At 41.2% G+C, this 23,355-nt stretch carries 20 protein-coding genes; 1 reads left to right on the forward strand and 19 read right to left on the reverse strand.

Annotation, left to right across the window (positions count from 1 at the left end; all coding sequences use genetic code 11):
* Positions 1-46 precede the first annotated feature (46 nt).
* The 13 genes from BGO42_RS13325 to BGO42_RS13385 all read right to left on the reverse strand — a co-directional run bounded on the left by BGO42_RS13325 (position 47) and on the right by BGO42_RS13385 (position 14,623).
* Positions 47-985 carry an NAD(P)H-dependent flavin oxidoreductase gene (locus BGO42_RS13325; RefSeq protein WP_273244919.1) on the reverse strand — a complete coding sequence of 313 codons (939 nt, stop codon included), beginning with the start codon at positions 983-985 and terminating at the stop codon, positions 47-49.
* Between the two features lie 13 nt (positions 986-998).
* Positions 999-2,609, reverse strand: a complete 1,611-nt coding sequence (locus BGO42_RS13330) for a S8 family serine peptidase (protein ID WP_273244917.1) — start codon at positions 2,607-2,609, stop codon at positions 999-1,001.
* A gap of 25 nt (positions 2,610-2,634) precedes the next feature.
* Entirely contained in the window at positions 2,635-3,822 is a 1,188-nt protein-coding gene (gene mnmA, locus BGO42_RS13335; protein WP_273244915.1) for a tRNA 2-thiouridine(34) synthase MnmA, read from the reverse strand.
* 56 nt (positions 3,823-3,878) lie between these two features.
* The gene (locus tag BGO42_RS13340) at positions 3,879-4,625 is read right to left on the reverse strand and encodes a toxin-antitoxin system YwqK family antitoxin (RefSeq protein WP_273244913.1); all 747 of its coding nucleotides are present in this window, start codon (positions 4,623-4,625) and stop codon (positions 3,879-3,881) included.
* Positions 4,626-4,749: 124 nt separating this feature from the next.
* On the reverse strand, positions 4,750-6,645 hold the full coding sequence (gene yidC / locus BGO42_RS13345; RefSeq protein ID WP_177734176.1) for a membrane protein insertase YidC: 1,896 nt from the start codon (positions 6,643-6,645) through the stop codon (positions 4,750-4,752).
* A 38-nt stretch (positions 6,646-6,683) separates the two neighbouring features.
* On the reverse strand, positions 6,684-8,300 hold the full coding sequence (gene pyrG, locus BGO42_RS13350; RefSeq protein WP_273244911.1) for a CTP synthase: 1,617 nt from the start codon (positions 8,298-8,300) through the stop codon (positions 6,684-6,686).
* Positions 8,301-8,402: 102 nt separating this feature from the next.
* Positions 8,403-8,633: a DUF3820 family protein gene (locus BGO42_RS13355; RefSeq protein ID WP_177734172.1), complete on the reverse strand. Its 231-nt coding sequence runs from the start codon at positions 8,631-8,633 to the stop codon at positions 8,403-8,405.
* Positions 8,634-8,637: 4 nt separating this feature from the next.
* Complete coding sequence (locus BGO42_RS13360; protein ID WP_177734170.1) at positions 8,638-9,078, reverse strand: DUF805 domain-containing protein; 441 nt, start codon at positions 9,076-9,078, stop codon at positions 8,638-8,640.
* A gap of 3 nt (positions 9,079-9,081) precedes the next feature.
* Positions 9,082-9,483: an OsmC family protein gene (locus BGO42_RS13365; RefSeq protein WP_177734168.1), complete on the reverse strand. Its 402-nt coding sequence runs from the start codon at positions 9,481-9,483 to the stop codon at positions 9,082-9,084.
* The gene (locus BGO42_RS13370) at positions 9,483-11,507 is read right to left on the reverse strand and encodes a LysM peptidoglycan-binding domain-containing protein (protein WP_273244907.1); all 2,025 of its coding nucleotides are present in this window, start codon (positions 11,505-11,507) and stop codon (positions 9,483-9,485) included. The genes BGO42_RS13365 and BGO42_RS13370 overlap by 1 nt, the downstream gene beginning before the upstream one ends.
* Before the next feature lie 76 nt (positions 11,508-11,583).
* Positions 11,584-13,113 (reverse strand): glutamine-hydrolyzing GMP synthase, encoded by a 1,530-nt coding sequence (gene guaA, locus BGO42_RS13375; RefSeq protein WP_177734164.1) that lies wholly within the window; start codon positions 13,111-13,113, stop codon positions 11,584-11,586.
* 135 nt (positions 13,114-13,248) lie between these two features.
* On the reverse strand, positions 13,249-13,935 hold the full coding sequence (locus BGO42_RS13380; protein ID WP_177734162.1) for an SIMPL domain-containing protein: 687 nt from the start codon (positions 13,933-13,935) through the stop codon (positions 13,249-13,251).
* A 49-nt stretch (positions 13,936-13,984) separates the two neighbouring features.
* Complete coding sequence (locus tag BGO42_RS13385) at positions 13,985-14,623, reverse strand: rhomboid family intramembrane serine protease (protein ID WP_177734160.1); 639 nt, start codon at positions 14,621-14,623, stop codon at positions 13,985-13,987.
* A 105-nt stretch (positions 14,624-14,728) separates the two neighbouring features.
* Between BGO42_RS13385 and BGO42_RS13390 the strand changes: the two genes are divergently transcribed.
* The gene (locus BGO42_RS13390) at positions 14,729-15,640 is read left to right on the forward strand and encodes a lysophospholipid acyltransferase family protein (protein ID WP_177734158.1); all 912 of its coding nucleotides are present in this window, start codon (positions 14,729-14,731) and stop codon (positions 15,638-15,640) included.
* Positions 15,641-15,656: 16 nt separating this feature from the next.
* Here the strand turns inward: BGO42_RS13390 and BGO42_RS13395 are convergent, their stop codons facing one another.
* The 6 genes from BGO42_RS13395 to BGO42_RS13420 all read right to left on the reverse strand — a co-directional run bounded on the left by BGO42_RS13395 (position 15,657) and on the right by BGO42_RS13420 (position 23,253).
* A complete protein-coding gene (locus BGO42_RS13395) occupies positions 15,657-17,153 on the reverse strand; it encodes an aminotransferase class V-fold PLP-dependent enzyme (RefSeq protein ID WP_273244903.1) in 1,497 nt (498 codons plus the stop codon).
* Between the two features lie 158 nt (positions 17,154-17,311).
* Complete coding sequence (locus BGO42_RS13400; protein ID WP_177734154.1) at positions 17,312-18,058, reverse strand: succinate dehydrogenase/fumarate reductase iron-sulfur subunit; 747 nt, start codon at positions 18,056-18,058, stop codon at positions 17,312-17,314.
* Between the two features lie 16 nt (positions 18,059-18,074).
* Positions 18,075-19,991, reverse strand: coding sequence for a fumarate reductase/succinate dehydrogenase flavoprotein subunit (locus BGO42_RS13405; protein ID WP_177734152.1), 1,917 nt, complete (start codon positions 19,989-19,991; stop codon positions 18,075-18,077).
* Positions 19,992-20,028: 37 nt separating this feature from the next.
* A complete protein-coding gene (locus BGO42_RS13410) occupies positions 20,029-20,685 on the reverse strand; it encodes a succinate dehydrogenase cytochrome b subunit (RefSeq protein WP_273244901.1) in 657 nt (218 codons plus the stop codon).
* A 16-nt stretch (positions 20,686-20,701) separates the two neighbouring features.
* Positions 20,702-22,132: an anion permease gene (locus BGO42_RS13415; RefSeq protein ID WP_273244899.1), complete on the reverse strand. Its 1,431-nt coding sequence runs from the start codon at positions 22,130-22,132 to the stop codon at positions 20,702-20,704.
* Positions 22,133-22,158: 26 nt separating this feature from the next.
* Positions 22,159-23,253: a porin gene (locus tag BGO42_RS13420; RefSeq protein ID WP_246297061.1), complete on the reverse strand. Its 1,095-nt coding sequence runs from the start codon at positions 23,251-23,253 to the stop codon at positions 22,159-22,161.
* Positions 23,254-23,355: the final 102 nt, after the last annotated feature.

Here is a 23,355-nt window from a genome sequence, read left to right on the forward strand (position 1 = left end):
GTATTGTATATAAAAAAAACCGGCAACAGGCCGGTTTTTTGTTTTATCAGAAAGTTGCGGCTTCCCGTTTTGCTTTTTCAAATTCTGCGATAACATTGGCTACAATTACCGAAACGGGTTGTATGTCGTGGATCAATCCGGCTATCTGACCGATTTCCAGTTCTCCTTCCACCAAATCACCTTCAAACATTCCGCGTTTTGCACGGGCCCTGCCTAAGAGTTCTTTCAGTTCTTCCGGCGTCGGGCATTTGGTATATAATGTTTGTACGTCTTCATAAAATTTGTTTTTTATCAAACGAACCGGCGCCAGTTCTTTCAGCGTTAAATGGGTATCGCCTTCTTTTACATTTAAGATCGTTTGCTTGAAGTTATCGTGTGACGAGCTTTCTTCCGATGCTGCAAAACGGGATCCCATCTGTACACCGTCGGCACCTAAAACCATTGCCGCCAGCATTCCTCTTCCGGTAGCGATACCACCGGCAGCGATTAACGGAATATTGATTTGTTCCTTTACCATCGGGATCAGCGTTAGCGTTGTGGTTTCTTCTCTTCCGTTGTGTCCTCCTGCTTCAAAGCCTTCGGCTACAACAGCATCCACTCCTGCTTCCTGTGCTTTTAAGGCAAATTTGGAACTGCTCACCACGTGTACAACCGTAATGCCTTTTTCTTTTAGAAAAGCGGTCCATGTTTTCGGATTTCCGGCCGAGGTAAAAACGATCTTTACGCCTTCTTCGACAATAATGTTCATTATTTCTTCGATGTTGGGATACAGCATCGGAACGTTTATTCCAAAAGGTTTATCTGTTGCTTTTTTACATTTCTGAATGTGCTCGCGCAGTACTTCCGGATACATCGATCCGGCTCCGATTAAACCCAGTCCGCCGGCGTTACTTACGGCACTTGCTAATTTATATCCGCTATTCCATATCATCCCACCCTGAATTATCGGGTATTGGATATTGAAAAGTTTTGTGATTCTGTTCATGCTGTTAGATATACTATTTTTTGATTAGTTTTCCTGAAAAGGTGGCTTCACCCGAAACAATGGTGTAGCAATAAATTCCGGAAGTAAACGATTCCAGGGAAATGGTTTCTTCCTGAAGGCTGCTGATATTTTTTTTCATGATTTCCTGCCCCAGGCTGTTGTATAGCACAAAACGGGCAACGGTGTTGTCTGGTGACGTAATGGTTATCGTTCCCGCTGTTGGGTTGGGATAAAGGTTAAAGCCGTTTACTGCAAACGAAGCGGTCGATAAGGCTGTATTTAAGGCCAGTTGGAAATCCGGTATTCCGTATCCGTAAAAGTTATCCGGATTGGTATAGCGGTCTGCCGATTCTTTTATGATCCGTACCAGCTGAGCATTTGTTTTATTCGGTAATGCCTGCCATAAGCACGCTACCAGTCCGGCTAATGTGGGTGCCGAAAAAGAAGTCCCGTTATTATAGCCTATTTCTCCGGTTTGTGTTGTAACAACCGAAGCAGCACCCATTGCCATTACATCCGGTTTGATCCTTCCGTCGGCTGTTGGTCCCTGTGAACTAAATCCGGCTCTGACTTCTGAAGCGCTCACCGCTCCTACCGTCAGAACATTGTTAGCATCTGCTGGGGCTGTTATAAATTTCCACGGTTTGGCACCTTCATTTCCGGCGGAAACCACTACAATCATCCCCCGGGTAAACGCGATATTAGCGCCTCTGGTTATAAAGGTGGTATTCCCGTCCATATCCTGGTAGGTATGGTTATAGGCCGCATTGGTAAACAGGTTATAGCCCAGTGAAGAGTTGATTACATCAACACCCAGGCTGTCGGCAGTTTCGGCAGCTTCCACCCAAAGGCTTTCTTCTAACGGACTTTCGCTGTTGATGTCTTCCGTAACAAATAAATAATAGGAAGCATCCGGTGCAGTGCCCACCAACTGATTGTCTACATAAGCAGCCATATTAGACAATACCTGCGTACCGTGCTGGAAGCCGGTATAGAAATTGGCATTGCGGTTCACGAAATTATAGCCGCCTTTAATCTGGTTATTGGTTCTTAATCTTAAAAATGGATCGGTGGTATCCACTCCCGGGAAACCGGCATCCATTACCGCAATGATCTTTCCGGTTCCGGTAAAATCCTGCTGGTGCAGTAAATGTCCGTTGAGCATCTGAATCTGTGCTGCGGAAGCACCATAGGGAAAGTTTGCCTGTACATCCAGCGTTTTATTAAACAATCCGGAAGCGGCAGTATTCGTATTTTTATTGGTATTTAAAGTTTTGTTGGCAAAATCGACATGATGAACAAAGGAAAGTGTTGTCAGTCCGTTAATCACCGACTGTGTTCCTCTGATGTGTAAGGCATTCATCCATTTGGATTTTGCCATCACGCTGATTCCGGGAACGGCTGTAATCTGGTCGATATAGTTTTGGTGGATGGGTACATCCTGAATGTCGACCGCAATATTTTGAGCAGCTCTCCTGTCTAATGCTCTTTGTGAAAGCATGGAAAGAGGGTTGCTCAAATAGGTCTGTGCATTGGGCTTATCGTTAAAATAAACCCAGGCATCTTCTTGTGAAAATGTTACTGTGTGCAGTAATACGAATAGAAACGGAAGGATTTTTTTCATGCTTTCACAAATTAGAAAGCGCAATTTAAGAAATTACTCCCGAACCAACTAATTCATCTCCAATATGCCATGAAACAAATTGCCCTTCTGTTATTGCCGATTGCGGTTCTTCGAAAAGTACATACATACCGTCTTCAAACTGGTATAACGTTGCTTTTTGCAATGGCTGTCTGTAACGGATTCTCGCCATTACTTCCATTTTTTCGCCATTGGCTAAAGCCAGATCCTCACGAATCCAGTGTACTTCCGGTTTTTGAACAAATAAAGCTCTTTTGAACAATCCGGGATGGTTATGTCCCTGTCCGGTGTAAATGGTATTGGTCGTTACATCTGTAGCGATAATAAACAGCGGTTCTTTTGTTCCTCCTACATTCAGTCCTTTTCTTTGCCCGATCGTAAAATAGTGGGCACCCTGGTGTTTCCCGACAATTTTCCCCATTTCCGGAGTATAGTCGATATTCTTCGCCCGGTACGCCAGTTCTTCTTCCAGAGAAGCAAAACCGGTTTGGGTCTGGGTATATACGGCATGATTCGCATCCACTTCAAAAATCAAGCCTTCTTTAGGCTGTAACTGCTGTTGTAAAAATTCCGGCAGGCGTACTTTTCCGATAAAGCAAAGTCCTTGCGAATCTTTCTTTTCGGCTGTGATCAGTTCCATTTTTGCGGCAATTTCCCGAACCTGGGGCTTGGTCAGTTCCCCGATCGGGAATAATGATTTTGCCAATTGTTCCTGGGATAACTGGCACAGGAAATACGACTGGTCTTTATTACCGTCTACTCCGGCCAGTAACTGATATACGTTACCTTCTTCTTTTTCAATAATCCCTTTACGGCAATAATGCCCTGTGGCAACATAATCGGCACCAAGGCTTAACGCTATTTTCATAAATACGTCAAACTTGATTTCACGGTTACACAACACATCCGGGTTGGGTGTTCTTCCTTTTTCGTATTCGTTAAACATATAGTCCACGATACGTTCTTTATATTGTTCGCTTAAATCTACTGTCTGAAAAGGGATTCCTAATTTTTCAGCCACTAAAAGCGCATCATTACTGTCTTCCAGCCATGGACATTCGTTCGAAATCGTAACCGAATCGTCATGCCAGTTTTTCATAAACAGTCCTATCACTTCATAGCCTTGTTCCTGTAAAAGATAGGCTGCCACACTCGAATCCACTCCACCGGAAAGACCAACAACTACACGTTTCATCTATTTCTATACCTTATATTTATGATTCTTCTATTTTTTTTTGCAAAATTACATTATTAATTGGTTTTGCTTTTTAACTCGGTCGGTTTCTTTTTCCCGTCCGTATCGGTCCTGATCTTAAAGGTCACATCGTTTATTTTGGCAGCGTTTACTTCTTTAACCAGTTTGTTGTTTTCGTAAAATTTCCAGATTCCGGATTTCTGCCCTTTTTTAAATTGTCCTTTGGTAATTATTTCATTTTTGGAGTTGCGGTAAACAGAAGGTCCGTCAAACAGATTGTTCACATAGGTTGTTTCTTCAATTACCACTCCTTTATCGGAATATTTTTTATACATCCCCTGCTTAACGCCGTTTACATACTGAATTTCTTCGGCTACGGCTTTGTTCGGGTAAAATGCTTTTCGGGTTCCGTTTAGTTTTCCATTGGAATAATATTCCAGCGTCATGATTTCTTTTCCGCCTTTATGGTAGTACTTCCATTCTCCTTCATATTCTCTGCCCACTATTTTTCCTTCACTGACTTTATTGCCTTTCTGGTCAAAAAACACCGTATAATTAGAACCGTCATTTGCCGAAAAATCACGGGTTGCAATAACAACCGTGGCTTTGGTATTGTCAAAATACTTGAACACGCCCACTTCCTTTCCGTGATCGAAGGTTCCTTCATATCGCGGGTATTTGGTATCGTCGTAAATTCCTTTCCACAATCCGTGACGCTGACCTTTATCGTCGTTCTTATTTGTTTCCTGTGAAAAAGCAATGGTGCTCAATAAGGTGAATATCACTAAGAATGTTGTTCTCATATTTTTGTAATGGTTTAATTATACTAAACGTATCATCCTGAAAATAATTTTAATCCCTGATGATTAAACTGCTAAAGTAAATAAGGATTGTATAAAAAAAGCATCCCTGACGGATGCTTTTCAATTATTTTTTGTTTTGCTTGGCATTTTTCTGTGCTTCCGCCTGCTCCATCATTTCCTGCATCTTTCTTTGAAACTTACTCTGCTTCTGAGGTTTCGTCTTATTCTCCTGAATCTGAGCGTGAATTTTCTCTTCATTCACAATGTAGTTCTTGATAACCAGCATAATACCGATAGTGATCGTATTCGAAATAAAGTAATACAAACTCAATCCTGAAGCATAGTTATTAAAGAAGAATAACATCATAATTGGTGAAACATAAATCATAATTTTCATGATCTTACCCATATCCGGCATACCTTCCTGCGGAGGTGTGCTCATTGCCTGGTCGCCTGTTGTCATTTTCATATAGAAGAAAATAGCAACTGATGCCAATATCGGGAATAAACTCACGTGGTTACCATAGAACGGAATGTAGAACGGTAAGTGTAACACCGAATCGTATGACGATAAATCGTCTGCCCAAAGGAAGCTTTTCTGTCTTAAATCAAAATAAGACGGGAAGAACTGGAAGAGGGCATAGAAAACCGGAATCTGCATGACGGCTGGTAAACATCCTGCCATAGGATTCACACCGGCTTTATTGTACAGTTTCATTGTTTCCTGTTGTTTCTTCATCGGGTCTTTTGAGAATTTCTCATTCAATTCTGCAATTTCCGGACGCAACACTTTCATTTTTGCCTGAGACAAATATGATTTATAAGTTACCGGTGACATTACCAGACGCACTAAGATCGTGAAGATAATAATGGCGATACCGTGAGGAACAAATCCGCTTAAGAATCCGTAAACAGGGATAAATACATAACGGTTAATCCAACCGAAAATTCCCCATCCCAAAGGCATTACTTCATCCAGATTCTTGTTGTATGAATTTAATGTTTTATAGTCTGATGGTCCGTAGTACCAGTTCATGTTATAGTTCAACTCTCCGTTTTTGAATTCTAACGGTAATTTTGCGACGAAGTTTTTAGTAAAAACCGTGTCAATTTTTTCATCGTGAACCAGGTTCTCCGATTTTAACTGAGCTGTTTTAAACGGCGTATCTGTCAATAAAATAGACGTAAAGAAATGTTGTTTGAAGGCTACATACGTAACGTTTTCTGCAGATTTCTCATCTAATTTACTGGTTGCGCTTAACGAGTTGTCTTTTCCGCTTTCATATTCGTAAACCAAATCCGTGTATCTGTTTTCATAGCTTACACTTTTTTCGTTGCGGAATGATTTTAACTGCCACTCCAGATCCAGCGGTTTAGCCGTGTTAATAACATTGCTAAGTCCCTGAGAGCGGATTGCGAAATCCATCATGTATTCTTTTGGTTTCAATACATAACGGTACTCTAAAAACTGGTTGGCACCGGCTTTCAGTCTCATCGTTAAAACCTGATTGTCCCCTTCTTTTGTTACAGTAGGCTCAAAATAAAGGTCTTTGGTATTTAAAATACGATTGTCCTGAGTGTTGATCTGAAGGTTCAGATTGGCGTTGTTTTGTTTGATTAATTCAACATTTCTTTTCGAATTTTTGCTGAATTGCTCAAAACCGTTAACGGTAGCTTCTACGATATAACCACCTTTGTTAGCGATTTTTAACGTTAAAACTTCATTTTTAATTTCGGTAACGTTTTCTTTTGCAGAAGGCAATGAAGCACTGTATGCGAAAGCTCCCAAAGAACTTTGCAATGCTTTTACGCGAAGCGAATCCGGCTGAGTTGTATCGGCAATTGCTTTGGTAACTGCCGCTTCTTTAGCTTTCTCTACTTTTTCAACTTTAGCTTTTTGAGCATCTTCTGCAATGGATTGTTTCTCTTTGTCGATGTTGTTGTACATCATCCAGATCATCAATCCTGCAATCAAAACAAATCCTAAAATAGATTTTGTGTCTAATTTCTTTTCTTCCATTCTAATCGTTTATTGTTTATGGTGAGTTGCAAAAATTTTTAGCAACAAACTTTATTTTTCACAGCTGCTTCTACAAAATGTACAAACAACGGATGCGGATTAGCTACCGTACTTTTATATTCCGGATGGTATTGAACCCCAATGAAAAACGGATGATCCGTTAATTCCACTACTTCCACTAAACCGGTATCAGGGTTTACTCCTGATGCTTTTAATCCTGCATTTTCCAAAGCTTCCAAATAGTCTCCGTTAAATTCATAACGATGACGGTGACGCTCTAAAATATTGGTTTTACCATAAATTGAATGTGCCAGTGTATTTTCTTTTAAAGTACATTTCCAGGCACCCAAACGCATGGTTCCTCCTTTATCGGTAATATTTTTTTGTTCTTCCATGATGCTGATCACCGGGTAAGACGTGCTGTCGTTCATTTCTGTCGAATTGGCATCGGCATAACCCAGAACATTTCTGGAATATTCAATAACGGCCATCTGCATACCCAGACAGATTCCAAAGAATGGAATTTTGTTTTCTCTGGCATAGCGAACCGTTTCTATTTTTCCTTCAATTCCTCTTCCTCCAAATCCCGGAGCAACCAAAATACCATCCAAACCGTTCAGTTTATCGGCAACCGTTTTCTCATCCAGGTATTCCGAGTGAATACTGATTACATTTACTTTGGTTTCATTTGCCGCTCCCGCGTGAATGAATGCTTCCAAAATGGATTTATACGAATCCTGTAATTCTACATATTTCCCTACCAAACCGATGTTAACGGTGTGTTTCGGGTTTTTCAGTTTGTGCAGGAACTCATTCCATTGTGACAAATCCGGTGTTGCTTTTTCCGGTAAATCCAATTTTTTCAGGGCTACTCTGTCCAGTCCTTCTTCCAACATTAAGTTTGGAACATCATAAATGGTTGAAGCATCGATAGACTGAATAACCGCTTCTTTTTTAACGTTACAGAATAACGCTAATTTCTGACGCAGGTCGCTTGAAATTTCATGCTCAGTTCTGCAAACCAGAATATCCGCTTTGATTCCGCTTTCCATTAAGGTTTTTACGGAGTGCTGCGTTGGTTTTGTTTTTAATTCACCGGCTGCCGCCAAATAGGGCACTAATGTTAAATGAATAACGATTCCGTTATTATCACCCAACTCCCACAATAGCTGACGTACCGATTCGATATACGGCAACGATTCGATATCACCAACCGTACCGCCTATTTCTGTAATCACAATGTCAAAATCACCCGACTTTCCAAGCAACTGCATACGTTCCTTGATCTCATTCGTAATGTGCGGAACTACCTGAACGGTTTTTCCTAAAAATTCACCACGACGCTCTTTTTCAATTACAGAAAGATATACTCTTCCTGTCGTAACATTATTGGCCTGTGACGTAGGAACATTTAAAAAACGCTCATAATGTCCTAAGTCCAAATCGGTTTCGGCTCCGTCATCTGTTACATAACACTCTCCATGTTCATACGGGTTTAATGTTCCCGGATCCACATTAATATACGGATCAAATTTCTGGATTGTCGTTCGGTAACCTCTTGCTTGTAATAATTTAGCTAAAGAAGCTGCGATAATTCCTTTTCCTAAAGAAGAAGTCACACCTCCTGTAACAAAAATATATTTCGTCTGATTCATTGTGTTGTTGTTTGTTGTAGTTGTGTAAAAAACTTGGCAAAAGTACAATTATAAATTGAGAATTAATAACTGTAGATTGACAATTATTCGTTAATAAAAGGTTTACGGTTTGGGGAAGTTCTTTTTTATATTCCGGATTAATTCTTCCAGTCCGTTTAATTTGAGTTCATAGACCAACTGCAGCTGTTCGCCAAGCTGCCCTTTTGGAAAACCTTTGTTGTGGTACCAGACAATATAGTGTTCGGGTAAATCGATAAGAAAACGCCCTTCAAATTTTCCGAAGGGCATTTTGGTATGAGCCAGCCTGATGAGTGCTTCTTTATTTTTATCCAAAATATTATTCTCTTCCTATGAAGTCAATTTCATTGTTCTGTGCCATCTTCGGATCATTGCCGTAATCATTTCTTCCATGGTCGCCATCCAGCACAAAATAATACAGGATAATCATGGAACCGATAAACGGTATCAATGCCAGCAGATAGGTCCAGCCGCTTTTATTGGTATCATGCAGTCTTCTTACGGCAACGGCAAACGACGGAATGATCGTTGCCAGTGCAAAAGCCACCAACAGGAAACCTGAAATCCCTATTAATGCTTCCGATCCTGTTACAATAGCAATAATAAATACGATATACAGCGGAACAATAATAATAAAATTACCCAATACATAATACCAATATTCCGAACGACGGGCACGCCCTGAAAAGTTGATGTAATTTTCAATAAACGCTTTTTTCCACCAATCGAAAAAATTATAGTCTTTTTCTGCTTTTACCATCGTCTATTTCCAGTTAAATATTATTTCTTTTTTAATATCCGGGTTCAGGCTCAGATAAACCGGACAGGTCAAAGCCGTTCGTTCCAATATTGTTTTTGTTTTATCGTCTGCTTCGATATTCATATTAAAAGTCACATGAATCTCAGCTATTTTTCGCGGTTCTGCCTGCATAACTTTGGTTACGTCTGCCGTTGCTCCGGAAAAGTCAACATCCATCGTAGCTGCTTTTATTCCCATAACGGTAAACATACAGCTTGCCAGTGCATTCGCCACGGTATCTGTGGGTGAAAAAGCTTCTCCCTTTCCGTTGTTGTCCACCGGCGCGTCCGATATAATCTCACTTCCCGACTGCAAATGAATCGACGACGTTCTTAAATCTCCTAAATACGTTACTTTTGAGGTCATTATTTTGCTTCTTTTACAGTTAAATCATCACTATAGTTCATAATATAAACACCGGTATTGTAATAGCCTCCGTTTATATTTGCGTAGTCAAATTTGTTCTCCACCTGCTCCGATGCATTTTCGTTAACCGATTCCCGGAATCCGTTTTCCTGAAACATTCTCACAATAACATCAAAAGTTACATCAAAACCTCTTGTTGCAAAGCGGTTCGGGAAGATGTTATTTTTCTTTTTAAATGTACCGGCAAAAATAGCCGCTTCCGGAGTTTCGTTATCTTTGGCTACCGAAGGGTACAATAATTTCAATTTGGTTAAACGGCTCAACGGAATTTCTTCAAAATCCAGGGTTTCGTTTTTCTCCAGTGTTACCAGCTGTACCTGGAATTGCGATAATGCACTCACCAGGATATTCAGCGTACTCAGCACCATTACTTTACTTTCCGATTCCAGAATAACGAAATTGGTTTTATCGGCTTCCATCAGGCTTTTGATATTTTCCAGCGTCACATTTCCTTTTTCGTTTAATTCCGCAAATTTTACCGACGGATAGTTATCTTTTAAATATTGTCTTGAAGAGCCTTTTTTAGGATCGACCACCGCAATGATGTTGCCGTTTTTAGACTTCATATAATCAAACATTTTCTGCTTCACATCATTCGAATTCGGCATTGCCTGAAACAGGTTCGAATACGGTTTCCCTTTTTCATTCGATAAAGGCGAAATTACCGGAACATTATACTGGTTCAGCAAATTGGCAGCGGTTTCCACATTAGACTGAAAAAACGGACCGATAACGGCATCCGTATTCGCAAAGTTGTTTTTATCGATAATTGCCGCTACTGCCGATGCGTTTTTCGTTTCTTTAGAGTCATAAATCTTAACTTTTAACGGCAGGCCTAAGGCTTTAGCCGAGTCGATTGCCACTAAAGCACCCGCATAAAAATCAAGGGTCATGTTCAGGAATTTATCCGTTTTTAAACGTTCCTGTGTAGAACGGATCGAGTCGGATGCAATTTTATCCAGGTTAAAAGGCATGAACAATACCAATTCTTTTTCTCCGTCTTTTTTAAGTGTTTTAACAATATCAACAGAAGCTTTGTTCGTTTTAACATCGTCAAATTTAGAAGTATTCGGCAGTTTTAAAACCATTCCCGCTTTAACACCGTCTTTTAATTCCGGGTTTAAAGAGATCAGTTGCTCTTCGCTCAATCCTGACGATTTGGTCAGACGGTACATGGTTTCTTTAGGTTTTACCTGATAGCTCAGGTATTTATTTTCTTCGGCAACTTTTTCAATTTCCTTTTCTACGGTTTTCTGTACCGAAGGAACATTTTTGTTCAGTCGTAAATTGTATCCGATTTCCAGGTTTTCTTTTATTCCGGGATTCAGGTCTTCTAATTCCGGAACCGTTAAACCGTATTTTTTAGCAATACCGAATTTGGTCTCTTTTGCTTCAACAATATGGTAAACCGCTTTACCGGAAGCTGTGCCCGATCCGGCAGCTGCCGCTTGTTTAAGCTCCTGCTTCAATTCTTTTTTCTCAGCTTTAAGCTGTTGTTTGTCTGCTTTCGGAGCGGTAAAAGTCAGCACCTGACCAATTTTCAATCCGTCTTTTTCTACAGCAGGATTGCTTTTGTAGATGGCTTCAACCGTGGTTCCATATTTTTTAGCAATACCGTAAACGCCTTCTTTCGGTTCTACCGTATGTGTAATGGTTACCGTTCCTAAAGTTTCCTTTACTTTTTCTTTAAGGACTTCTTTAGTTGCGGTTTTCTTATCTTCTGTTTTTGCAGTAATTATTTTACCGGAAGCTGTCGGAACCAATATTTTCGAATTTTCCTTTAATCCGTTTTGCGAATCCGGGTTCATCCGATAAATATCGTAAGGCGTTACACTATACTTTTTTGCAATCTGTACTACTGTTTCTCCTTTTTCTACCTTATGTTCTATGTAATTTTTAGTTTGTCCAAAAACAACACCGGACATAAAAAGTCCTGAAATTACAACAGTTACAATATATTTCATACTACTATTTTTAAGCGAATAAGTCGTTATAAAGTTAGAATTTTATAACGACTTATCTCAAATTTACAATTTCTTTTTATTCCCACTCAATTGTGGCCGGCGGTTTGGAGCTGATATCATAAACAACCCGGTTAACCCCTTTCACTTTATTGATAATTTCGTTCGATATTTTCATCAGGAAGTCATACGGTAAATGTACCCAGTCTGCAGTCATTCCGTCTGTAGATTCTACAGCTCTCAACGCAACTACTTTTTCATAGGTACGTTCATCTCCCATAACCCCAACGCTGTTTACCGGTAACAGGATTGCTCCTGCCTGCCAGACTTTGTCGTATAATCCGTGTGTTTTCAGTCCTTCAATAAAGATCGCATCTACATCCTGTAAGATACTAACTTTCTCCGGCGTGATATCTCCCAGGATACGGATGGACAATCCAGGTCCCGGGAACGGGTGTCTTCCCAATAAGTCCGGGCTGATTCCCAAAGTAGCTCCTACTCTTCTTACTTCGTCTTTAAAAAGCATTCGTAACGGTTCTACTACCTGTAATTTCATGAAATCCGGTAAACCACCCACATTGTGGTGCGATTTGATCGTTGCCGATGGTCCTTTTACCGATACCGATTCGATTACGTCCGGATAGATCGTTCCCTGAGCCAGCCATTTTACATCTTCAATAAGATGGGCTTCATCATCAAAAACTTCAATGAACACACGTCCGATTGTTTTTCTTTTCGTTTCCGGATCCTCAATACCTGCCAATTCATTCAAAAAACGTGCCGAAGCATCCACTCCTTTTACGTTTAAGCCCATTCCTTTGTATTGCTCTAAAACGTTCTGGAATTCATTTTTACGCAATAGTCCGTTGTTTACGAAAATACAGTACAGGTTTTCACCGATAGCTTTGTTTAACAATACTGCCGCTACCGTAGAATCCACTCCACCGGAAAGTCCTAAAACAACTTTATCATTTTTAATTTTACCTTTTAATTCGTCTACGATTTCTTCAACGAATGCTTTAGGGGTAAAGTTTTGAGGTACTTCTGCAATTTTTACTAAAAAGTTCTCCAGCATCTGTTTACCGTCTGTTGAATGGTAAACTTCCGGATGAAACTGAATAGCATAAGTGGTTTCTCCTTCAATTCTGTAAGCCGCATTTTCCACATCTTTAGTACTTGCCAGACGAACACCGTTTGTTGGCAATTGCTTGATGGTATCACTGTGGCTCATCCAAACCTGACTGTTTAAAGCCACTTCATCGAAGAAGGCTTCGTCATCTTTTACATAAGACAGGTTCGCTCTTCCATATTCTCTGATATTGGAAGGGGCTACTTCTCCTCCGCTAAAATGTGCCAGGTATTGTGCTCCGTAGCAAACCGCCAGTAACGGCATTTTGCCTCTGATTTGTGATAAGTCCGGATGCGGTGCATCCTCTGCTCTTACGGAGTATGGGCTACCGGAAAGGATAACCGCTTTATAACTTGATAAATCACTGGGAAAGTGATTGAAAGGAAAAATTTCGCAGAAAATATTTAATTCGCGAACTCTTCTCGCAATAAGCTGAGTGTATTGCGACCCGAAATCTAAAATAAGTACGTTGTGTTGCATGTGCAAAAATAGACAATTCTTGAAAATTGAAAAATTTAAACGATTGAAAAAATGTAAAGAAATTATTTTCAAATGTTTACGTAAAAAAAAACTGCCCTAACCGGGCAGTTTTATCAGTTTTTATAAAGAATTGGATTAATCCAATGCGAAATTTATCGTCACATTAGCGGTAACTTCAATCTCTCCGATCGCCAAAGTCTCTCTTGTCATTTCGGTATCGGCCGACATTTTCATGGCTGACATATACGGTCTCGGGTAGTATGTAGACGAATTATCGGCTACCAGGATTGCTTTCCCCATTTTCTGGTTTAAAGCAGCAGCATAATCCTGTGCTTTTGTTTTAGCATCCTGTACTGCTTTTACTCTTGCCTGTGATTCATACTCGGTAACTTTAGTCGATTTGAAATCCACACCGTTAATAACATTTACACCGGCATCTACCAGGCCTAACATCATCGTATCGTATTTTGACAGCTCTTTTAACGTGATCGAAATAGTCTGATTGGCTACGAAATAGTGTTTTTTCTTTTCATAATCGTATGTTTTATTCAACTGAACCTGTTTGGTCTGGAAATCCGCTTCCGGCAGTTTTGATTTTTTTAAGTATTTGATAACGGCATCAATAGCAATATCATTTTTCTTTTTTACATCGGCTGCCACTTCTCCTGTGTTTTCCACCCCAACATTAATGATTACATAATCCGGAGTTACTTTTATTTTCCCTTCGCCGGAAACAACTATCTGTGGTTGTGTTTTCATTTCTTGTGCATTTGAAACTGTTGCCATGAACAGTGTTACTACGATTAAAATTGCTTTTTTCATTTTTGTGCTTTTTAAGTTATATACTACAAATCAAATCCAATGCCAAAAATTATAATTTTCCTGTTTTTGCTAAAAAAAACAAGATCACGATGGGAATTGCCAGCAGTATTACCATTAAAGTATTGTCCTGTAACATGGAAGGAACTTTGGCAATTGTAATAATATATCCGCCAATTGCCCCGCCAAAATGCGCCACATGCCCGATGTTGTCATTTTTGGCTTTCATTCCGTAAATGGAATACAGCAAATAGCCAATGCCAAAAAGATATGCCGGAACCGGAATGATAAAGTACAGTCCCAGGGTCATATCCGGACGCAGCAGGATAGCAGCATATAAAATCCCGGTTACCGCACCCGAAGCTCCTATAGCTCTATAGGAATAATCATCTTTGTGAAAGTAAAGCGTCAGCAAACTGCCGCACAGTAAACTTCCTATATATATGATCAGAAAAGAAGCGGTACCCAGATCCTGAATAACAACCGGTGCAAAAAAGAATAACGTCAGCATGTTAAAGGCCAGATGGGCAATATCGGCATGCAGAAAAGCAGACGAAAACATTCTGATTTGCTCACCTGCACGGATGCTTCCCACGTGAAATTCATATTTTCTAAAAAACGAAAGGTCATTAAAACCTTTAAAGCTTACAATTACCGTTATTGCAATAATAATTAATAGTACAGAATTCATTCCGGTTGGTTTTCTTTCTGTAAAAATACAGATTGTTTGTTTAGGTAATGTTAATTTGGGATGGTAAAAATATTTTTAAAAGTTATATTTGTAAAAAATATCGAAATGCAGTTTTTACTCTATATAATCGCCTACCCTTTTTTATGGTGTATTTCCATTCTTCCGTTTCCTCTTTTTTACTTTCTGTCTGATTGTACTTATGTTGTGGTATACCACCTTGTCGGTTACCGAAAAAAAACGGTTCGGGACAATATCGCATTAACGCTGCCACACCTTTCCAAAGAAGAACGCATCCGGATTGAAAAGAAGTTTTTCAAACACATGTGTGATATGTTTCTGGAAATGATCAAAACCATGACCATTTCGGAAGCAGAGATGAAAAAGCGTTTTGTTTTTACCAATATTGAAATGGTAAGGGAAATGGAGAAAAAGAACAAAAGTATCATTATGATGTGCGCGCATTATGCCAGTTGGGAATGGCTTATCATCCTTGACAAGTACATCGATTTCCGGACTTTTGCCGTTTATAAAAAAATCCAGAACAAATATTTTGACAAGTTAATCCGCGACATCCGTTCGCATTTTAACGCAACATTAATTGAAGCCAAGGAAACGGTAGATGTTATCCGCAAAAATGAGATTAACAATATCAAAGGTTTTTACGGTTTTGCAAGTGACCAATCGCCACAGCTGCACCGAACCAACTATTTCGACACTTTTATGGGCATTAATGTTCCTGTATTTACCGGAGCCGAAATGCTGGCCAAAAAAATGGATTTATCCTTAGTCTTTGTAAAAGTACAAAAAGTGAAACGGGGACATTATCAGGCTACCTTTGTGCCTTTGGTAGAAAACCCTAAAGAAGTTCCCAACTATCAAATTACAAGCATGTACCTGCGAATGGTTGAAGAGCAGATCCATGAAGCACCGGAATATTATTTATGGACCCATAAACGATGGAAACACCGCGACAAGCAATCGCTTAAATCGCCAAGAATAAAAAAAGCCCTGAATTAATTTCAGGGCTTTTGCTTTATAGTTTAAACCAACTCTTTACCATTTCTTTTTCCAGGTTAAGCGCTGCTTTGTGTACAAACTCGTTTGAGTTTTTGTTGTATTCATAATCATTCGCCCATGTAGTGTGATTGGCTGCCAGAGCTTTAATACTGTCACACACATACGCCACTTCTTCGCTGGTAGTGGTTGGATGTATTGACATTCTGATCCATCCCGGTTTTTCGATTAAATCACCCGAAGTAATTTTTCCGGTAAGATAATGGGAGGTTTCCTGATCCACATGCAGCAGGTAATGCCCGTAGGTACCGGCACAACTACAGCCGCCACGGGTTTGAATTCCGAATCTGTCGTTCAGGATCTTTACACCCAGGTTAAAATGCAGGTCATTGATATAAAAAGAAATAACCCCCAAACGATCCTCATGCTGGCCTGCCAGTATGTTAATATTGGACGCCTGTTTTAATTGTCCGAAAACATAATCGGTAATTTCATGTTCTCTTTTCAGGATATTATCAATACCCATCTGTTCTTTTAACTGAACGGCCAATGCGGTTTTGATAACCTGTAAAAAGCCCGGTGTACCACCGTCTTCTCTTTCTTCAATATTATCCAGGTATTTGTGTTCGCCCCACGGGTTGGTCCAGCTTACGGTTCCTCCGCCCGGGCAATCCGGGATCATGTTGTTGTATAATTTTTTATTGAAAACCAGTACTCCTGAAGTTCCGGGTCCGCCTAAAAATTTATGCGGAGACATAAAAATAGCGTCCAGGTAGCCTTCCGGATTATCTGCCGGGTGCATGTCTATTTTAACATAAGGTGCCGAACAGGCAAAATCCACAAAACAAACCCCGTTGTATTCATGTACTATTTTAGCGATATCGTGATATGCCGTACGGATTCCGGTTACATTAGAACAAGCCGTTACCGAAGCGATTTTTAGGGTACGGTCTTTATATTTTTCCAATAATTCACGAAAGCTTTCCAAACAGATCAATCCCTGTTCGCAAGCCGGAATTACCTCAACTTTAGCAATTGTTTCCAGCCATGAAGTCTGGTTAGAATGGTGTTCCATGTGCGAAATAAAAACAACCGGTTTTTTCTCTTCCGGAATCTGCGTATACTTTTGCAGGTTTTCAGGAACTTTCAAACCTAAAATACGCTGGAATTTATTGACTACGCCTGTCATTCCGGAACCATCCACGATCAATACATCGTCTTCGTTGCTGTTCACATGTTTTTTAATGATATGGCGGGCTTCATGATAGGCCATTGTCATCGCAGTTCCGGAAACGGTGGTTTCCGTGTGGGTATTGGCAACAAACGGACCAAATTCGTTAATCAGTTTTTCTTCTATCGGGCGATACAAACGTCCGCTCGCGGTCCAGTCGGTATAGATAATTTTCTGCTTCCCGAAAGGAGATTCAAATTCCTGGTCAATACCAATAATATTTTTTCTGAATTGCTGGAAATACTGTTCTAATGCTGTTGTTGGTTTCGTGTCGGTCGTTGTCATTTTTTGTTGCTATTGAAATGCAAATTTATAATTTATAAACACGAAAACTGTTAAAAAGAATTTATAAATGTTATTTATTCCAAACGATAGTTATAAAAAAAGAGGACTGCTGTGGCGGTCCTCTTTTCTTCTGTTAAAAATATATAAAATTGGTGCGTTTATTGTTTTAAAATTTTTGCCCGGTTGTATTCATAATTCATTTGGGCAATATTGAGTACCGAAATACTTTGCGGGCATTCTACTTCGCAGGCTTCCGTATTGGAACAATGTCCGAAAGCTTCCGCATCCATTTGGTGTACCATGCTCAACACACGGTGGTCTCTTTCTTCTTTTCCCTGTGGCAGTTTGACCAAATGGGTAATCTTGGCCGAGGTGAACAAAGCGGCACTTCCGTTTTTGCAGGTAGCCACACAGGCCCCGCAGCCAATGCAGGCTGCCGAGTCGAAAGCCGCTTCGGCTGTATTATGGTTCACCGGAATACCGTTTGCTTCCGGTGCCTGACCGGTATTTACCGATACGTATCCGCCGGAAGAGATAATCCGGTCAAACGCACTCCTGTCTACCTTTAAATCTTTCTTTACCGGAAATGCCTGGGAACGGAACGGTTCGATCACTACTGTTTCCCCGTCTTTAAATTCCCGTAAATGCAGCTGGCAGGTGGTTGTATTTTTAAGCGGCCCGTGTGCCAGTCCGTTAATCATTACACCACATTGTCCGCAGATGCCTTCCCGGCAGTCATGGTCAAATTCTACCGGCTGGTCGTTTGCTAAAATGAGTTTTTCGTTCAGGGTATCCAGCATTTCCAAAAAGGACATGTGCGGATTGATATCTTCCAGTGAATAATCGACTAATTTTCCTTCGGTGTCTTTGTTTTCCTGTCTCCAAATTTTCAAATGTAACTTCATATTCTTTTTCATTAGGTTATTTGTAACTTCTGACAATTGGTTTCACATATTCAAAAACCAGATTTTCTTTATGCAGTTCCGGCATTGCATTTTTGCCTTTCCACTCCCATGCCGAAATAAACTGGTATTCGGCATCGTTTCGTAAGGCTTCGCCATCCGGTGTCTGATATTCTTCTCTAAAATGTGCGCCGCAGGATTCATTACGGGTTAAGGCATCATAACACATCAACTCGCCTATTTCCAAATAATCGGCTACACGTCCGGCTTTTTCCAGCTCATTGTTCATCGCTCCGGCTTCACCGGGAATGTGTACGTTCTGGTAAAATGCAGTCCGGAGTTTTTTGATTTCTTCAATGGCAAACTTTAAACCGGATTCGCTGCGGGAAAGTCCGCAGTAGTCATACAGTATTTTGCCCAATGCCTTGTGGTAGTAATCCACCGTTTTATCGCCTTTGCAGTGTATCAAAAGGTTCAGCTGTTCTTTAACCGTTTGTTCTGCTTCTTCAAAAGCCGGATGATTGGTATCGATCTTCCCGGTGTGGATTTCTCCGGAAAGATAGTTTGCCATTGTATAGGGCGCTATAAAATAACCGTCCACAGATGCCTGCAGCAGCGAATTGGCCCCCAGGCGGTTTGCCCCGTGATCGGCAAAGTTTGCTTCACCCAATGCAAACAGTCCCGGAATTGTCGTCATCAGTTCATAGTCTACCCACAAACCTCCCATCGAAAAGTGGGCTGCCGGCGAAATCATCATCGGTTCCTTATAGGCATCAATCCCGGTTATTTTGCGATACATATCGAAAAGGTTTCCGTATTTTTCTTTGATCTTAGCAACACCCTGTTCTTTTATCGCTTTGGAGAAATCGAGATATACGGCATTTTTTAAGGCACCAATACCAAATCCGGCATCGATGCGTTCTTTTGCCGCCCGTGACGAAATATCCCTGGGTGCTAAATTTCCAAAAGCCGGGTATTTTCTTTCCAGATAATAATCGCGTTCCGCTTCCGGAATATCATTTGCCGGCCGTTGTTCGTTTTCTTTTAACGGCACCCAGATACGGCCGTCATTTCGCAGGGATTCAGACATTAATGTCAGTTTGGACTGGTAGTCGCCGGATTGCGGTAACGAAGTCGGGTGTATTTGTGTCCAGCTCGGACTTGCCATTAAAGCGCCTTTTTTATGGGCTCTCCAAATTGCCGAACCATTACATCCCATCGCTAATGTGGATAAGTAGTAAATTTTACCAAATCCTCCCGTTGCCAGCACTACCGCATGGGCAGCATGGCGTTCGATAACGCCTGTATCCAAATTCCGGACGATAACGCCTCTTGCTTTTCCATCAATAACAACCAGATCCAGCATTTCATGCCGGGTAAACAATTGTACCGTTTTTTTGCTGACCTGCCGCATTAAGGCCTGATACGCCCCGATAAGCAATTGCTGCCCGGTTTGTCCTCTGGCATAGAACGTTCTGCTCACCTGAACACCGCCAAAAGAACGGTTGTTCAGATACCCGCCGTATTCCCTGCCAAACGGAACGCCCTGTGCAACCGCCTGGTCAATTAAATTCAGTGAGCATTCCGCCATCCGGTACACATTGGCTTCCCTGGAACGGAAGTCGCCGCCTTTCAGGGTGTCCACAAACATCCGGTACACGCTATCGCCGTCATTTTTATAATTCTTTGCGGCATTCACACCGCCCTGTGCCGCAACGGAGTGCGCGCGTCTGGCACTGTCCTGGAAGCAAAAAGATTTGACATTATAGCCCATTTCTCCCAGGGAGGCTGCAACAGAACTTCCGGCTAAACCGGTTCCTACAACAATGACCTCTATTTTTTTTCGGTTGGCAGGATTTACCAACTTCGCATTTTTTTTATAATTGGACCATTTTTCTTCTAAAGGTCCGGCTGGTATTTTAGCATCTATCTTCATACTACTACTTTTTTATGAATCCGGAAATTCCACCGACTCATTTATTATTGATAAAATAGACATACACCGGGATTACCGCAAATCCGAAACTAATGGCTACCGAATAGGCTATGCCGAAATAGCGGAACCATTTTACGAATTTGGGATGAAAAACACCCAGTGTTCTTACCGCACTGAAAAAACCGTGCAGCAAATGATAGCCCAAAGCAATCATCGACAATACATAGATCACCACATACCACCATTCCTGATAGGTCGTAACAACCAGTGTGTATAAATCCCGGTTGCCATTAGCGTCCGAAGGCAGGCTGCCGAATTTGTATTCGTACCAGAAGTTTTTAAAATGGATGATTAAAAAAATCAGGATGATCGTTCCCAGGATGCCCATGTTCCTGCTGTACCATTTACTGGCTCTTCCCCTGTTGTCCTTTTTATAATTACCACCCGATTTTTTATTCTTTACCGTAATGACCAGCGCATATACGGCATGGAGAATAATGGAAGCATACAGCACATACGAAACAATCTTTATCAGCGGATTTCCCGATAAAAAATGGGAATATGCATTAAACTGCAGCTGTGCTTTTTCTGCCGGCAGAAACAATTGCAGGTTTCCTAAAAGGTGAATGACCAAAAAGAAACACAGAAACAATCCTGTCAGACACATTAATATTTTTCTTGAAAGTGATTGCATGCGATATTGTTTTTAATTAATAGTAACCTATGATTTTCATCCAGAGTCCGCCTATTGCCATATAAATAAACAACAGTATCAATCCGGTTTCCAGACCGCGGAGCCACCAGTTTTTCAGGTCCACATATCCGCTTCCGAAAAATACCGGAGCCGGCCCGTGTCCGTAATGGGTTAACGTACCATATAAAGACCCGATGAATCCCAGCATGAATGCCAATAGCAGTCCCGGAATTCCCAGAGATACTCCTACTCCCAATAAAGCGGCATACATGGCGGCTACGTGAGCCGTGGCACTGGCAAACAGGTAATGGCTGAAGAAATACACCAGAACGATTACCGGAAAGGCAATCTGCCAGCTTAAATCGCCGATCTGAACTTTTACCAGGTTACTAAACCAGCCGATAAAGCCCAATTCGTTCAGGGAGCTTGCCATCATGACCAAAACAGAGAACCAGACAATCGTGTCCCAGGCTCCTTTTTCGGATTTAATGTCTTCCCATGTTAATACCGATGTGAGCAACAGCATGATCAGGCCGATAAAAGCGGTGGTGGTGGCATCAATAGAAAATAAATCGCCGGTGATCCACAAAAACAACAGCAGGAAGAAAGCAAACAGCATCAACCATTCGTTACGGGAAATCGGTCCCATTTCTTTCAGTTTTTTTGCGGCTACCTGTGGCGCATCGCCGGTTTTCTTTAATTCCGGCGGATATAGTTTATACAGTACAAACGGAATAACAAAAAAGGATATCAGTCCGGGAACTATTGCCGCCAAAGCCCAGGACATCCATGAAATTTTAATCCCTAAATCGGCTGCAAATTTTTGACACATCGGATTACTCGCTGTTCCGGTTAAGAACATTGATGAAGCAATCAGGTTCATGTTATAACTGTTTAGCGTCAGGAACGAACCTAATTTCCGATGGGTTTCCGGTTTATCGGGTTCGGAACCGAAACTGATCGCCATTGATTTCATGATCGGGTAGATAATCCCGCCGCCTCTTGCGGTATTACTCGGAATAGCCGGAGCAAGGCACAAATCGGCCAGTCCAAGACCATACGCCAGCCCCAATGAGCTTTTCCCGAAAATACGGATAAACAGGAAGGCAATACGGTTTCCCAGTCCGGTTTTGATAAATCCTCTCGCAATAAAGAAAGAAATTCCAATGAGCCAGATAACCTTATCGCCAAATCCTCTTAATGCTAAAGTGATTGACTTCCCGGCTTCGCCCGGTGCCAATACCTGTGAAAATGCCGTGATCCCGATGGCAATCATACACATCGTACCCATTGGTGCTGCTTTGAGGATGATGCCCAGGATCGTGGCCACAAAAATGGCAAAAAGATGCCAGGCTTCGGGTTTTACGCCTTCCGGCTCGGGAATGAACCATAATAGCATTCCCACTGCCAAAGTAATCAATACTCTAGTGATGTTTACTTCTTTCATAAGTGCTGTTTTATATTAATAAACGTTTATAATCGGCTCTGAACCTGTAATATCAAAAGATTGTTATTGTGTGTGGTTGTATTGTCAACCGTGTGTTTGTAGCGGTCGATCTGCATTCCCAGCTGGATCCGGGCACCATAATCTTTCAGGAATTCGAATCCTAACATTGGTACCAGTGACTGTCTTGGGTTGGAATTGATCCTGAAATTGGAATCCAGGTATTCGTAGCGGCAGGAAAACTCAATCGCACTAAGTTTTTTGTATTTGATTTCGTAGCGGACATTCGGCAGGAAGTAGAATCCTCTCATCTGGTAGTTGCTTAAATAAGGAGTTCTCTCATCAACCGGCAGTGAGAAGTACAGGTTATGGTTAATGGCCTGTTTGGCTTCCATCTGCGTTTCAAAAAACAAGCGGTCCATGATTTGATAATCGGCGGTCAGGTCAAGTCCTACCGCATATACTTCTTTTTTAAACACTTCGCCTATTCCCCCATTCAGACCAAAGTTTATATTGTACTTTTTTGAGAGTTCCAATACTACTCTTGATAAATATTGTTTACCATTGTCTTTGTCCATTTCCTGGTTTCTGCCGTTGCCGTTTACTGCCGAAATTGCATACGTTACGGGTAGTTTACCAATGTCAAACTTTCCGCTCATCGAAGCGCCGATCTGGAAACTGGTCCAGCCGTTTTTCCCGAATTCGTAATACTGGTTCGAAAAATCCATCGATTTGATAATGTCTACCGGATAGGTTTCCTCGATCCCGAACCACGGCCGGAATTGTCCCAAAGTGAATGCAAAATGTTTGTTGAAGGTATATTTGATATACGCATTCTCCAAAACCTTATTTTTAGGATCGGATTTGAAATCGGCTAAATTTACCAGTGCCACTACTTCGGTATGGTCGCCAATGGCAGCCTTTACCTGAGTTCTCATTCTCTTAATGTCGAACGAGTTCCGGGTGACATCGCCTTCGGAATGATGCAGACCGTTAAGGTCTATATTCTCCGTGAGTCCGGTTAAATAACGTGCCTGAAAAAGTCCTTTAAACTGAAATACCGGGTATTTTACTTTGGCCGGAGCCACCGTTGCCGTAGAGTCTTTGCCGGTTTGTGCCTGCATTGCAGCAGTAACGAACAAAAGAAGAAATACTTTTTTTAAAGGGGATAATGTAAACGTAATTTCCATAGTGAAGAATTTTAGGCCTCGATAGATATTGGGTAT

This window comes from Flavobacterium sp. 40-81, from assembly GCF_001898245.1.
GTDB lineage: Bacteria > Bacteroidota > Bacteroidia > Flavobacteriales > Flavobacteriaceae > Flavobacterium > Flavobacterium inviolabile.

Coding starts and splice junctions, on each gene's coding strand:
- BGO42_RS13325 (WP_273244919.1), bottom strand. CDS start 985: ATGAACAGAATCACAAAACTTTTCAATATCCAATACCCGATAATTCAG.
- BGO42_RS13330 (WP_273244917.1), bottom strand. CDS start 2,609: ATGAAAAAAATCCTTCCGTTTCTATTCGTATTACTGCACACAGTAACA.
- mnmA (WP_273244915.1), bottom strand. CDS start 3,822: ATGAAACGTGTAGTTGTTGGTCTTTCCGGTGGAGTGGATTCGAGTGTG.
- BGO42_RS13340 (WP_273244913.1), bottom strand. CDS start 4,625: ATGAGAACAACATTCTTAGTGATATTCACCTTATTGAGCACCATTGCT.
- yidC (WP_177734176.1), bottom strand. CDS start 6,645: ATGGAAGAAAAGAAATTAGACACAAAATCTATTTTAGGATTTGTTTTG.
- pyrG (WP_273244911.1), bottom strand. CDS start 8,300: ATGAATCAGACGAAATATATTTTTGTTACAGGAGGTGTGACTTCTTCT.
- BGO42_RS13360 (WP_177734170.1), bottom strand. CDS start 9,078: ATGGTAAAAGCAGAAAAAGACTATAATTTTTTCGATTGGTGGAAAAAA.
- BGO42_RS13365 (WP_177734168.1), bottom strand. CDS start 9,483: ATGACCTCAAAAGTAACGTATTTAGGAGATTTAAGAACGTCGTCGATT.
- BGO42_RS13370 (WP_273244907.1), bottom strand. CDS start 11,507: ATGAAATATATTGTAACTGTTGTAATTTCAGGACTTTTTATGTCCGGT.
- guaA (WP_177734164.1), bottom strand. CDS start 13,113: ATGCAACACAACGTACTTATTTTAGATTTCGGGTCGCAATACACTCAG.
- BGO42_RS13380 (WP_177734162.1), bottom strand. CDS start 13,935: ATGAAAAAAGCAATTTTAATCGTAGTAACACTGTTCATGGCAACAGTT.
- BGO42_RS13385 (WP_177734160.1), bottom strand. CDS start 14,623: ATGAATTCTGTACTATTAATTATTATTGCAATAACGGTAATTGTAAGC.
- BGO42_RS13390 (WP_177734158.1), top strand. CDS start 14,729: ATGCAGTTTTTACTCTATATAATCGCCTACCCTTTTTTATGGTGTATT.
- BGO42_RS13395 (WP_273244903.1), bottom strand. CDS start 17,153: ATGACAACGACCGACACGAAACCAACAACAGCATTAGAACAGTATTTC.
- BGO42_RS13400 (WP_177734154.1), bottom strand. CDS start 18,058: ATGAAGTTACATTTGAAAATTTGGAGACAGGAAAACAAAGACACCGAA.
- BGO42_RS13405 (WP_177734152.1), bottom strand. CDS start 19,991: ATGAAGATAGATGCTAAAATACCAGCCGGACCTTTAGAAGAAAAATGG.
- BGO42_RS13410 (WP_273244901.1), bottom strand. CDS start 20,685: ATGCAATCACTTTCAAGAAAAATATTAATGTGTCTGACAGGATTGTTT.
- BGO42_RS13415 (WP_273244899.1), bottom strand. CDS start 22,132: ATGAAAGAAGTAAACATCACTAGAGTATTGATTACTTTGGCAGTGGGA.
- BGO42_RS13420 (WP_246297061.1), bottom strand. CDS start 23,253: ATGCAGGCACAAACCGGCAAAGACTCTACGGCAACGGTGGCTCCGGCC.